General features: G+C 45.5%; 12 protein-coding genes. 5 read left to right on the forward strand and 7 right to left on the reverse strand.

The features are described from left to right. The first annotated feature begins 175 nt into the window (after positions 1-175). Positions 176-1,552 carry a nucleotide 5'-monophosphate nucleosidase PpnN gene (gene ppnN / locus R8N28_RS16480; protein ID WP_005383611.1) on the forward strand — a complete coding sequence of 459 codons (1,377 nt, stop codon included), beginning with the start codon at positions 176-178 and terminating at the stop codon, positions 1,550-1,552. Positions 1,553-1,610: 58 nt separating this feature from the next. Beyond that, positions 1,611-2,393, forward strand: a complete 783-nt coding sequence (gene xni / locus R8N28_RS16485) for a flap endonuclease Xni (RefSeq protein ID WP_005381982.1) — start codon at positions 1,611-1,613, stop codon at positions 2,391-2,393. Positions 2,394-2,502: 109 nt separating this feature from the next. On the opposite strand, the gene rlmM is transcribed toward xni, so the two are convergent. The 7 genes from rlmM to pomA form a co-directional block, all read right to left on the reverse strand. Continuing rightward, positions 2,503-3,594, reverse strand: a complete 1,092-nt coding sequence (gene rlmM, locus R8N28_RS16490) for a 23S rRNA (cytidine(2498)-2'-O)-methyltransferase RlmM (RefSeq protein WP_017820611.1) — start codon at positions 3,592-3,594, stop codon at positions 2,503-2,505. Then, complete coding sequence (locus tag R8N28_RS16495; RefSeq protein ID WP_065274233.1) at positions 3,591-3,989, reverse strand: DUF423 domain-containing protein; 399 nt, start codon at positions 3,987-3,989, stop codon at positions 3,591-3,593. The genes rlmM and R8N28_RS16495 overlap by 4 nt, the downstream gene beginning before the upstream one ends. Further along, the gene (locus tag R8N28_RS16500; RefSeq protein WP_065274232.1) at positions 3,979-4,602 is read right to left on the reverse strand and encodes an alpha/beta fold hydrolase; all 624 of its coding nucleotides are present in this window, start codon (positions 4,600-4,602) and stop codon (positions 3,979-3,981) included. Before R8N28_RS16500 ends, R8N28_RS16495 begins: the two co-directional genes overlap by 11 nt. Next, complete coding sequence (locus tag R8N28_RS16505; protein ID WP_005383616.1) at positions 4,583-5,503, reverse strand: transcriptional regulator GcvA; 921 nt, start codon at positions 5,501-5,503, stop codon at positions 4,583-4,585. Before R8N28_RS16505 ends, R8N28_RS16500 begins: the two co-directional genes overlap by 20 nt. Positions 5,504-6,013: 510 nt before the next feature. Then, entirely contained in the window at positions 6,014-7,462 is a 1,449-nt protein-coding gene (gene thiI / locus R8N28_RS16510; RefSeq protein ID WP_005383617.1) for a tRNA uracil 4-sulfurtransferase ThiI, read from the reverse strand. Positions 7,463-7,673: 211 nt separating this feature from the next. Beyond that, a complete protein-coding gene (locus R8N28_RS16515) occupies positions 7,674-8,621 on the reverse strand; it encodes a flagellar motor protein MotB (RefSeq protein WP_042521210.1) in 948 nt (315 codons plus the stop codon). Between the two features lie 14 nt (positions 8,622-8,635). After that, the gene (gene pomA / locus R8N28_RS16520) at positions 8,636-9,397 is read right to left on the reverse strand and encodes a flagellar motor protein PomA (RefSeq protein WP_005381564.1); all 762 of its coding nucleotides are present in this window, start codon (positions 9,395-9,397) and stop codon (positions 8,636-8,638) included. A gap of 263 nt (positions 9,398-9,660) precedes the next feature. Between pomA and xseB the strand changes: the two genes are divergently transcribed. Genes xseB through dxs form a run of 3 tightly spaced genes read left to right on the forward strand, consistent with a single transcriptional unit; the run spans position 9,661 to position 12,695 of the window. Then, positions 9,661-9,903, forward strand: coding sequence for an exodeoxyribonuclease VII small subunit (gene xseB / locus R8N28_RS16525; protein ID WP_005381566.1), 243 nt, complete (start codon positions 9,661-9,663; stop codon positions 9,901-9,903). 21 nt (positions 9,904-9,924) lie between these two features. Next, on the forward strand, positions 9,925-10,809 hold the full coding sequence (gene ispA, locus R8N28_RS16530; protein ID WP_065274231.1) for a (2E,6E)-farnesyl diphosphate synthase: 885 nt from the start codon (positions 9,925-9,927) through the stop codon (positions 10,807-10,809). Between the two features lie 20 nt (positions 10,810-10,829). Next, a complete protein-coding gene (gene dxs / locus R8N28_RS16535) occupies positions 10,830-12,695 on the forward strand; it encodes a 1-deoxy-D-xylulose-5-phosphate synthase (protein ID WP_005381568.1) in 1,866 nt (621 codons plus the stop codon). Positions 12,696-12,729: the final 34 nt, after the last annotated feature.

A 12,729-nucleotide genomic window follows, 5' to 3' on the forward strand; every position in this document is an offset into this window, starting at 1 on the left:
CCAAGTCACTTCAAGATGATGTATTTATAAAAGGCAAATGTATCATCTTGAGGTTGCTTGGGAGTTGATAACCATAAAACCAAATCGGCCAACTACCTTTCATCAAACCATACGTATAACACCAAAAAGGTAAGTTGGTACTTTCCCTCAAATTAATGCAACACAAGGAGGCGTTATGATTACCCATATAAGCCCCGCTGGTAGCATGGACTTGCTATCTCAACTAGAAGTAGAGCGCTTAAAGAACACAGCCTCGAGTGAACTTTATCAGCTGTACCGTAATTGCACATTAGCGGTGTTGAACTCCGGTAGCCATACCGATAACTCGAAAGAACTGCTCGATAAATACCAATCGTTTGATGTCAACGTCGTGCGTCGTGAGCGTGGTATTAAGCTTGAGCTGACTAATCCGCCAGAGCACGCTTTTGTTGACGGCGAAATAATTAAAGGTATCCAAGAGCATCTGTTCTCCGTATTGCGTGATATCGTTTACGTAAACATGCATTTGGCAGACGCCCAGCGGCTCAACCTTACTAACCCAATTCACATTACGAACCTCGTGTTCGGCATTCTTCGTAATGCCAGAGCATTAACTCCAGGTATCGCACCGAATCTTGTCGTATGTTGGGGTGGTCACTCTATCAATGGAGTGGAGTATCAGTACACACGTGAAGTGGGTAACGAACTGGGCCTGCGTGAACTTAACATCTGCACAGGTTGCGGCCCTGGTGCAATGGAAGGGCCGATGAAAGGTGCAGCAATTGGGCACGCAAAGCAACGTTATACTCAGCAACGTTATCTTGGTTTAACCGAACCCTCGATTATTGCGGCCGAGCCACCAAACCCAATAGTAAATGAGCTGGTCATCATGCCCGACATCGAAAAGCGCTTGGAAGCTTTCGTCCGTATGGCTCATGGTATCGTTATTTTCCCAGGTGGCCCGGGCACAGCGGAAGAGCTACTGTACATTCTTGGCATCATGATGCACCCGGATAACGCCGATCAGCCAATGCCTATCGTATTAACAGGACCAAAAGAGAGTGAAGAGTACTTCCGCTCTATTGATGAGTTCATTCGCGACACACTTGGTGAGGAAGGGCAAAAGCACTACGAGATCATCATTGACGACCCGGCAGAAGTCGCTCGTATTATGAAACGCTCCATGGACTCGGTACGCCTTCACCGAAAAGAGAAAGGCGATGCGTACAGCTTTAACTGGTCATTGAAAATTGAGCCAAACTTCCAACTGCCATTCGAGCCTACTCATGAGTCGATGGAACAATTGGATTTAAGCCTAGATCAAGAACCGCAAGTTTTAGCGGCCAACTTGCGTCAAGCCTTCTCTGGCATAGTGGCAGGTAACGTAAAGGCTGAAGGCATTCGAGAAATAGAACGTAGAGGGCCTTTCACCATTCATGGCGACGCAGTCCTCATGAAAAAACTCGATAAGTTGCTAAAAGACTTTGTCGAACAGCACCGAATGAAATTACCTGGCGGTTCAGACTACGAACCGTGTTATCGAATCGCTCACCCGGAAATTGGTGGTCGATAGTCAGGCTAGCATTCGTTACACTAGGGGCATTACGCCCCTTTTTTATTGCTAAGTCATTATGTCTATTCATCTTGTTATCATTGATGCCCTAAACCTGATCCGCCGAGTGCACTCAGCACAACCAGATCCAACCGACATAGCAAGAACCATAACCACAACGCAAAGAACCCTCACTCGCATTCTGTCAGAGGCCAACCCGACACACATCATCGCAGTTTTTGATCACCACGAACAAGACAGAGGTTGGCGCGCTGAAATTCTCCCTGACTATAAGCAAAACCGAAAACCAATGCCTCTGCCACTACTGCAAGGGTTAGATGCGATTCAACAAGCGTGGTGGGAGCAAGGTATTGATTCATTGCTGTCTGAAGGCGATGAAGCAGATGATTTGGTTGCTACACTCGCAACGAAAGTGGCCAGCCATGGTGAAAAAGTCACCATCGTTTCGACTGACAAAGGTTACTGCCAGCTACTTTCCCCTACCCTACAAATCCGTGATTATTTCCAACATCGTTGGTTAGATGAACCATTTATCGAAAAAGAGTTCGGCGTAAAACCAAGTCAACTAGCGGATTACTGGGGATTGACAGGGATAAGCTCTAGCCAGGTTCCGGGCGTACCTGGAATTGGCCCGAAAGCAGCGAAAGAGATTCTCACTCAGTTTGAGAGTATTGAAGCTGCCTACGCTAGTGAAGATCTCGTACCGAAATACCGTAAAAAATTGGATGAGCACATTGAGTCTGCTCGTTTATGTAAACGCGTCGCCGCTTTAAAGTGCGATATAGAACTAGGCTTTAACTTGCAAGATATTCGCTTTTTAGGGCCAAACAAAGCGGAGTAGTGTCCGATGGTAGTTTCACACCATGAAATCCGGCAGATATTAAAAAAGCGCCATTTGAAGGCGCTTTTTCTATTCTAATCACTATTCCCAAAAGACTCGGGGAATAAAGTTAGTAAGGTGAAATATTCGACAGACATTGGATATGAATCGTGATCTCTTCACGATCATGATACAAATGTTTAGCTTGTAGCTTGAACTTTACCTTATTATCAATGAGGAACTGCTTCAGATTTTCAAGGTCTTGCAGCACTTCGTCATAACGCCCTTTCATTGGCAGCTTAAGGTTAAAGATAGCCTCTTTTGCCCAACCTTTTAACAGCCACTGTCCCATCAGGTGAGCAACACGAGCTGGCTTTTCCACCATGTCACAAACAATCCATGTTACGTTCTTGCGGTCTGGTTCGAACTTAAAACCATCCACCATATGGTGTTTGATCTGGCCAGTTTCCATCAAACTGTCTGCCATCATGCCGTTATCAACGCAGTGAACGAACATTGAGCGCTTCACTAATTGGTACGTCCAACCGCCTGGACATGCACCTAAATCCACACCCCACATACCTGGTGCCAAACGCTCATCCCACTCTTCACGTGGAATAAAGACATGAAATGCTTCTTCCAGTTTAAGTGTTGAACGACTTGGGGCGTCTGCTGGGAATTTAAGGCGAGGGATACCCATGAAGAACTGTGAGTTGTTGTCAGTGTAAGAGTAACCAACGTAACAGTGGCCAGGCTCAACAAAGCAAATGTGCAGTACTGGTTTTTTCGCGTTATCTTTGTTCAGCATTAAGCCTTTGCCGCGCAACGCTTGACGCATTGGGACGGTAAACTTACGGCAGAATTTCAGTAGCTCTTTCGCTTCATTTGTATCTGGCGTTTCAATTCTCAAATCACCACAACGAGGGAATGCTTCGATGTCTGCTAGTTCATTCAAAATTGGACTAATTCGGTCATCACTTGGCAACGATTGAAACTCAGCTGCTACCGCAAACATTTGTCGAGCAAAAATTAAAGACTTAAAGTCTAAACCTCTCGCAAGTTTGTCGGCATCTCCATCTTGGTAACACTCGAAGACAACATAACCTGAGTTTCTCTTCACACGAGGGAAGCCATACACTTCCAACTGTGTCGCTTTGTCCTGAATTTCACCAGCACACTCTTTCTCAAAGCCAGAACGGCAATAGAGCATTAGTTGTTTCACTTGGAGACCTCTTTGATATTGAACGCAGCAAAAAAGAACAGACACCAACCAATCATGAACAGCAACCCTCCTACAGGAGTAATTGGCCCAAACCACTTAATGCCCGTCAGCGCCAGCGCGTAAAGACTGCCGCTAAAACAAAAGATGCCGATAATAAAGCAAATCGCCGCAATGAAAAAATATTTTTGCGCTTTTTGTCCCAAATTGAGCAGAAGCAGAATGGCACAAAACACAATCGCCAACGTGTGAATAAATTGATACAGAACTCCGGTCTCAAATACACCGAGCAAATAAGGGGTCAGTATCGCTTTTAGCCCATGAGCAGCAAATGCTCCAAGAGCGACCGAAATCAGCCCAGACAGAGCAGAGAATGAGAGTAACCACTTACTTTTCACTGTACACCTCTTTTATAAACGCCGCTAACTTCTCTATCGCGAGTGCAATGTTACCCACTTCAGTATGACCTGAGATCTTGCGCGGTTTGAAGCTGTGGTCACCATCAGGCAAAAAGCTCACCGTTACTTGTGACGAAAGGACGAAATCATCGAATTCCTCACGCTTACCAAGGGTGTCTCGTTCCCCTTGCAGAATCAGCGTGGGTTTCTCAATGGTTGCTAAGTGCTCGCCTTTGTATTTCTCTGGCTTTCCTGGCGGGTGAAATGGAAACCCTAAACAGGCAATGCCCGCCACCAGCTCATTTTCAGCCAACAAGCTCGACATACGACCGCCCATTGACTTACCACCAATAACCACGGGAGAAGAAGTAAAGTGAGCGATCACTTCGCTGTATGCTTCGAGCAACTTTGGCGCGCGATCGGGCGGACGCTTTTTGCCATCTTCCGAACGTTTCACCATGTAAGGGAAATTAAAACGCACTACACGAATACCTTGCTCCACTAATCCTTTGGCGACAGCTGTCATGAAATCATGCTCCATCCCCGCACCTGCGCCGTGAGCAAAAATAAACAGCGGTCCGTTTTCAGGTCCCTCAGCTATCCAGTGATTCATCCAATACTTCCTCTTGTTCTTTTCTCGCGGTTGCTAACATCCAATCTCTAAACGTTGCGATTCGGCCCATATCTGCCTGCTGTTCATGACACACCACATAGAATGCATTCTTAGATATCAACACCTCGTCGAATGGTGCAATGAGTCGCCCGGCTTCCATTTCAGGTTTGGCGAGTACGTTGTTACCGAGCGCGACCCCCTGACCGTGTGCAGCAGCCTGTAGCACCATCGTTGAGTGACTAAAAATAGGACCGTGGTTTACGTTGATGCCTTCAATGTTGTAATGACGAGCAAACTGCTTCCAGTCTTTACGCGAAGTATCGTGTAACAAAGTATGTAATTTGAGGTCACTTAAAGATTCTAATGGTTTGTTACCCAAAAGTAATGAAGGTGAACAAAGTGGGATCAAAAACTCTTGGTACAATTTATCTGCTCGCAAACCTGGCCAGTTCCCACGGCCATAGTAGATCGCCACATCAACATCATCAGTCAGTGAGCCTTCATCCATATCTACGGCTTTAATACGAACATCGATATCGGGCTCTTGAGCATTAAAATCGGCCAAACGAGGTACAAGCCATTGGATAGCAAAACTCGGCGGTAGGCTAATCGTCAATGCCCCTTTTTCGCTACGTTCCAACACCTTATCTGTCGCTTCCGCAATCGAGGTGAAAATATCTTTGATATCGAGAAAGTAACTTTGGCCTTCTTCTGTTAACAACAAAGAACGATTACGTCGACGGAAGAGCTTCAATGATAAGAACTCTTCAAGCGCTTTAATCTGGTGACTGACCGCGGCTTGAGTAACAAATAACTCTTCTGCTGCTCGTGTAAAACTGAGATGACGAGCAGCCGCTTCGAAGACTCGAAGCGAATTTAATGGAGGCAATCTGCGAGACATATGGGACCTCTAATAGGATTAGTTTTTTTAATCTGAAACATTATAAAATGTCCGTTGTCGAACAGCCAGATAAATTCTATATTTCACCCCGCAACACGGGCCTGAACGGCTTGATTTCTTTGGAAATCAATTGGCTTCGTTGTTGCGATGTTGTGTTTGCAAACTCGTACTTCGAGTTAGGTAGATTTCTACCATAATGTTTTGTCCACACTCCCTGTGACAAAACATATACTTCCTGTATTTATTTTTGACCTGTCTGTCAAATTTGTTACACCGCCTAAATTAGGCGGTGTTTTTTTATCTATCAAAAATCTCATCCGCATATCTGGCAGCAATATCACTTTATTACTCTTCTTTCGGATTAATTATCGTTATATCAACACAAAGTGTATGGCTTTGCGATAAGCCTCAACATTATGCTAAGTAATGGTTGTCTGTAACGCGATCAAAAACAAAAAAGGCGCAAATTGATGTATCAATTTGCGCCTTTTAACGTATTTTAACAGTCAGCTATGGACGGTAAACTTTTACGTTGCTGAAGCCTTGCTCTTGCAAGTAAAGCGCTTGCAGACGGCTCATCACGCCGCGGTCACAGTAAAGTAAGTATGTCTTAGACTGGTCTAAGTCACCAAACTGTGTACCCAGCTTGTAGAAAGGGATATGTTTCACATCCACACCTTCGATTTCAAGTGGGTTATCGTCTTCCTCTTCAGGACTACGAATATCTAGCACAACCGCGTGCTCTTCTACCGCTTGAACTTGCTCTACTTCTGGTGCGGCTTGCTCAGACTCTTTCGCAATATCACGAATGTCCATCATGCGAGCTTCTTGAACCACTTGCTCAAGGATACTAAAGTCGAATTTCTCTTCTTCAGCTTCTAGCTTGCCTTTCACCGCTTTCACGGTTGGCTTCTTAGAGATAACACCACAGTATTCTGGCATTGTCTTCGCGAAATCTTCTGTGCCGATTTCACGTGCTAGATTGATGATGTCTTCTTTATCCCAGTTGATAAGTGGACGCAGAATCAGCGTGTCAGTTACGTTATCGATGTGGCGTAGATTGGTTAGCGTTTGGCTCGATACTTGACCTAGCGCTTCACCTGTTACCAATGCTTCGATCTTCATCTTCTGAGCGATCATGCCTGCTGCACGCATAAACATACGCTTCAAGATCACGCCCATTTGGCCGTCATCGACTTTCTCTAGGATTTCCGCAACCACAGGCTCGAAATCAACTGAGATAAAACGTACTTTTGCTGAAGAACCGTATTTGTTCCATAGGTAGTGAGAAACCTGCTTAACGCCGATTTCGTGTGCTGGACCACCTAAGTTAAAGAAGCAGTAATGTACTTTTGAACCACGCTTGATATGAAGATAGCTTGAAACACCAGAGTCGAAACCACCCGAGATCAGGCTTAACACGTCTTCTTGCGTACCCAGTGGGAAACCACCTAGGCCTTTATGACGAGACAATACTTGGTTTAGCTTGTCGTTCGAGACTTCCACCTTGATCGTCACGTCTGGGTTTCGTAGCTTAACACTAGCGCTTTCAATCGCTTGATTTAAACCACCGCCTACATAACGCTCTAGTTCAATGGAGGTAAAGTCATGCTTGCCACGACGCTTCGCACGTACAACAAAGGTTTTATTTTCGAGTGCAGCACGGTTGAGTTCTAGCACTTGCTCGAAGATATCGTGCAAGTCTTTAAATTCAGTTTGCTTCACTTCCAGTACGTGGTGAATGCCTGGTGTATGAGTCAAAACCTCAAGAACTTCAGCGTGGAATTCGTTACTCTCAGAGGTCACTTCAATGTGATCACGACGGTTAAATACCGCGACAGACTCCGTGCGGCTCTTAATGATGTTACGAATGTTGCACTCTAAAATCTTTGTGAAGCGCTTACGCACAGATTCACTTTTTACAAAAATTTCTGGATGGGGCTTTACAATAAATTTCATAGTCTAATTCGCAGGTTAGTTTCGCAATCAACAAAGAGTGACACTCAACTTCAATACTTCATACGCAGTAAAACCGCGTTTCAGTCACAAAAAGTAGTCTGAGCTCACTTTTAAGGCGCAAGATTATACACCCAAGCGGATTGGAAAAACAAAAAAAGCGAGCAATCTGCTCGCTTTCTTATCTCTTTACTGACTTAAAACTAAAGCCTAGTTATTGAATTACCGGCACTTCTTCACTGTAGAGAGGCTCGCCTTGCATAATGCTGATTTCAACCCGTCGGTTAAGCGCGCGATTTTCATCAGAATCATTCGGTAACAAGGGTTCCGTATCCGCCATGCCTCGTACTCTTAAACGTTGATGAGAGAAGCCTCTCACTTTCTCCATCTCTTGCGCGACTGATACTGCACGCTGAGAAGAGAGATCCCAGTTAGAACGATAAAGTTCCGAGTCTAGCGGTCGATTGTCTGTATGGCCAGATACTCGAACAATGCCTGGCACGTCTTTTACTAGCTCTGCAATCTGACGAACTAAAGGACGAAACTTAGGCTGCAAGAAGGCCGAACCTTCTGGGAATGCACCTTTTTCACGCATACGTATAACAATCTGCTGACCGAGGTTTTCAACTTCAATGGCGCCTTGTTCAATCTCTCGCTCTAAGGCTTTCTTGATGCTTTCCATCAAGGTTTCCATCTCTTGCGACATCTCTTTAGATTGCTGCTGCTGCATGTCCGCTTCGGCAGATTCATTGTTTTGAGTTGACGTTTCTGGCGATTGCCCACCCGTTAACTTGCCTTCATCACGTTTTGTGCCACCAGCTCGATCAGACTCCCCTTCATGAAATTCGAGCGTCTGCTGAGTGATGTCCATGGTTTGCTGCATGATGACATCAATCGGAGTTGGTTCCGGCCGACCCGGTCGAAACTCTTGGGCAATAATGCTAGTACCTTTGGGAATGTCTTTCACTTCAAGCTGATTTTGCACACCGAAGGCAAATTTCATTGATCCTGCAATTTGTTTGAACTTCAGTACATCCATCTCAGAAAACGAGAGCAGAAGAACAAAGAAACACATTAGTAGCGACATCAAATCTGCAAATGTCCCCATCCATAACGGGAGGCCAGGTGGCGGACAATCGCATTTGTTATCTTCATCATCCATCACGACTCTCCAAGTTACTCGTCAATCTCAAGGGCACGTTTACCTTCATTGAGGTAGTTCTTCAAGTAACTATCGATCACTCGCGGGTTTTGGCCATCTTGAATCGCTAATACGCCATCCATGATCAAACGGCGATTTAGCGTTTCTTGGTCACGGCGAAGAGAAAGCTTATCCGCAATAGGGAAAAACACCATATTGGACAGGATCGCGCCATACAATGTGGTCAAGAGTGCAACGGCCATTGCTGGTCCAATCGCTTTAGGGTCATCCATGTTTGAAAGCATCGCAACAAGACCAACCAAGGTACCAATCATTCCCATCGCAGGAGCAACGTCGCCAAAGGCGCGAAATACACCAGTACCTTGCGTATGTCGTTCATCTGTAAGCGCGATGTCTTTTTTGAGTGCCGCTCTCACAACGTCGGCATCATGGCCATCAACCAGTAGATCAATGCCTTTCTGCATGAATGTGTTGTTTATTTCCATCTCTTCAAGAGCAAGAAAACCACCTTTACGCGCCGCGTCGGCCATTTCCACAATTTTTGCGATCAGGTCTTCGGGTTCATCCGCTTTAAACATGAAGGCTTTGCCAGCAATCTTTGTCGCACCAAAAAACTGTCCCATTGTGAACTTCATCAACACGACGAATATTGAGCCACCAACGACAATAAGGATCGACGTGACATCGACAAACATGCCGATGCTGCCACCAAGCACCATCGCCATAATGACGAATGCAAAACCACCAATCAAACCTAATAGGGTTGCTAAATCCACAAAGCACTCCTCACGCTATACTCAAATACTGCCATTGGGCGGATTATTACCTGTATCGACAACTCGCGCAGAATTTTTAGAAAAATCTTAGCTAATGGATCACAAATTACACCTAACAACCTCAACCAAAATATGGGGTTTCACCGCTTAGACTCGTTGAACGCTAATTTTGTGACAATTATATAAGGTTAAATTTGACCAAGTTACTAGGCTAAGGTAACTTTCGTGCATCTTACCCGAGGCTTGATTAAGGCAGAAAAAAGATGGCGGTCAAGAAACCAGAAAACATGACCTTTGAAGCAACCATTGAAGAGCTTGATAGCTTGGTTGATCAATTAGAAAATGGCGATCTTGCTCTAGATGATGCCCTGCGTAAGTTTGAACGAGGCATTGCCTTAGCTCGTGCAGGCCAAACTAAATTAAGCGACGCCGAACAGCGCGTGAGCATTCTTCTTAGTGAAGATGATGAAGCACCACTGAGTGACTTCAAACCAGATTCAGAATAACAATCAGTAGTGAGCAATGTGATGCAACAGACATTGACGTCTTTTCAACAAAGAAACAATCAGCAATTGAATTTGTGGCTCGATCAGCTTCCATATCAAGAGCAGCCATTGATTCAAGCAATGAAATACGGCCTTTTGCTAGGTGGAAAACGCGTTCGCCCTTTTCTTGTTTACATCACAGGTCAAATGCTCGGCTGTAAACCTGAAGACTTAGACACCCCCGCCGCTGCTATCGAATGTATACATGCCTACTCACTCATTCATGATGATCTGCCAGCCATGGACGATGATGAACTGCGTCGAGGTCAACCAACTTGTCATATTAAGTTTGATGAAGCAACCGCAATACTGACAGGTGACGCACTACAAACTCTTGCCTTCACTATTATTGCTGATGGTCAATTAAGCCCGGCGGCTGAAGCTCAACGCATCAACATGATCAAAGCCTTAGCGCATTCCTCTGGTGCCAGCGGCATGTGTGTAGGGCAAGCCTTAGATTTAGGCGCGGAAAATCGCCTAGTTTCTCTTGAAGAAATGGAAGAGATACACCGTAAAAAAACCGGAGCTCTGATTGATTGTGCGGTAAAATTAGGTGCATTAGCTGCTGGTGAGAAAGGTATCGAGGTTCTACCTCACTTGGAGCGCTACTCAAAAGCAATTGGTTTGGCGTTTCAGGTTCAAGACGATATTCTTGATATCATCAGTGACACAGAAACACTGGGTAAGCCTCAAGGTTCCGACCAAGGTCTGAATAAGAGCACTTATCCTTCCCTGCTGGGTTTAGAGGGAGCCATAGAGAAAGCTCACACTCTGTTACAGGAAGCACTTCAAGCATTGGAAGCTATCCCATACAATACTCAGTTACTCGAAGAGTTCGCCCGATATGTCATCGAGCGCAAAAATTAACACTATAAGCGCGCATTTATATGACTCTTGATATTTCAAAGTACCCAACACTGGCGTTAGCAAATACACCGGAAGAATTACGTCTTCTTCCGAAAGAAACATTACCAAATCTGTGTGATGAACTGCGAACGTATCTGCTAAATTCAGTGAGCCAATCTAGCGGACACTTAGCGTCTGGCTTAGGCACCGTGGAGCTAACTGTCGCTCTGCATTATGTTTACAACACCCCTATCGACAAATTGATCTGGGATGTTGGTCATCAGGCTTACCCGCATAAAATCCTCACCGGACGTCGCGATAAAATGCCAACAATTCGCCAAAAGGATGGTCTACACCCTTTCCCTTGGCGTGAAGAAAGTGAATATGACACCTTATCTGTCGGCCACTCTTCGACATCGATTAGTGCAGGTCTTGGCATGGCCATCAGCGCACAAAAAGAAGGTAAAGGCCGCAAAATCGTCAGTGTGATTGGTGATGGCGCAATTACAGCAGGCATGGCATTCGAAGCCATGAACCACGCTGGCGACGTTCATCCTGATATGTTGGTGATTTTGAACGACAACGAAATGTCGATTTCAGAAAACGTCGGCGCCCTGAATAACCACCTTGCGAAAGTACTTTCTGGCAGCTTGTACACTTCTATCCGTGAAGGCGGCAAGAAAGTGCTGTCTGGTGTCCCACCTATTAAAGAGTTGGTTCGCCGTACGGAAGAGCACCTAAAAGGCATGGTAGTGCCTGGTACTCTGTTCGAAGAGTTCGGCTTTAATTACATTGGCCCGATTGATGGACACGACGTCAATGAACTCGTCAAAACGCTGAAAAATATGCGTGAGCTCAAAGGTCCTCAGTTCCTACACATCATGACCAAGAAAGGCAAAGGTTATGAGCCTGCCGAGAAAGATCCTATCGGCTACCATGGTGTTCCTAAATTCGATCCAACGCATAATTGTCTGCCGAAGAGCAGTGGCGGTAAGCCAACTTACTCAAAGATCTTCGGTGACTTTTTATGTGACATGGCGGCCCAAGATCCTAAGCTAATGGCAATTACGCCAGCAATGCGCGAAGGATCAGGTATGGTGCGTTTCTCAAAAGAGTACCCAGACCAATACTTTGATGTGGCGATTGCTGAGCAGCACGCAGTGACACTGGCAACAGGCATGGCAATTGCGGGCGATCATCCAATCGTTGCTATCTATTCGACTTTCTTGCAACGTGGTTATGACCAATTGATCCACGACATCGCGATCATGGACTTACCAGTGATGTTTGCGATCGACCGCGCAGGTCTCGTTGGCGCAGATGGTCAAACTCACCAAGGTGCGTTCGATTTGAGCTTTATGCGCTGTATTCCGAACATGGTGATCATGGCGCCAAGCGACGAAAACGAGTGCCGACAAATGCTTTACACTGGCCATAAGCATTCTGGCCCGAGTGCGGTTCGATACCCTCGTGGTAGCGGAATGGGCGTAGAAATCGAAACTGAGTTTACGGCTTTAGAAATCGGTAAAGGACGCATGGTTCGCCAAGGTGAAAAAGTTGCTATTCTGAGCTTTGGTACTTTCTTGGGTAACGCGCTAGAAGCGGCAGAATACCTTAACGCCACTGTTGCTGATATGCGCTTTGTGAAGCCGCTCGATGAGGCATTGATTCGTCAACTAGCCGCAGATCATGACGTGCTCGTGACGTTAGAAGAAAATGTTATCGCGGGTGGTGCTGGTGCTGGTGTCGTTGAGTTCATGATGAAAGATAAAATCATTAAACCTGTGTTGAACCTAGGTTTACCAGATGAGTTTATTCATCAGGGAACACAAGATGAACTGCATGAAGAGCTTGGTCTCGATGCAAAAGGAATTGAAAAATCCATCTTGGATTATTTAGCAAAATAGAATGTAAAAAGGGATGCTCATAGCATCCCTTTTT

It is taken from the genome of Vibrio sp. Vb1554 (genome assembly GCF_033344235.1).

Bases quoted from the DNA above. Each gene is read 5' to 3' on its own strand.
- ppnN (WP_005383611.1), top strand. From the start codon at position 176: ATGATTACCCATATAAGCCCCGCTGGTAGCATGGACTTGCTATCTCAA.
- xni (WP_005381982.1), top strand. From the start codon at position 1,611: ATGTCTATTCATCTTGTTATCATTGATGCCCTAAACCTGATCCGCCGA.
- R8N28_RS16500 (WP_065274232.1), bottom strand. From the start codon at position 4,602: ATGAATCACTGGATAGCTGAGGGACCTGAAAACGGACCGCTGTTTATT.
- R8N28_RS16505 (WP_005383616.1), bottom strand. From the start codon at position 5,503: ATGTCTCGCAGATTGCCTCCATTAAATTCGCTTCGAGTCTTCGAAGCG.
- thiI (WP_005383617.1), bottom strand. From the start codon at position 7,462: ATGAAATTTATTGTAAAGCCCCATCCAGAAATTTTTGTAAAAAGTGAA.
- R8N28_RS16515 (WP_042521210.1), bottom strand. From the start codon at position 8,621: ATGGATGATGAAGATAACAAATGCGATTGTCCGCCACCTGGCCTCCCG.
- xseB (WP_005381566.1), top strand. From the start codon at position 9,661: ATGGCGGTCAAGAAACCAGAAAACATGACCTTTGAAGCAACCATTGAA.
- ispA (WP_065274231.1), top strand. From the start codon at position 9,925: ATGCAACAGACATTGACGTCTTTTCAACAAAGAAACAATCAGCAATTG.
- dxs (WP_005381568.1), top strand. From the start codon at position 10,830: ATGACTCTTGATATTTCAAAGTACCCAACACTGGCGTTAGCAAATACA.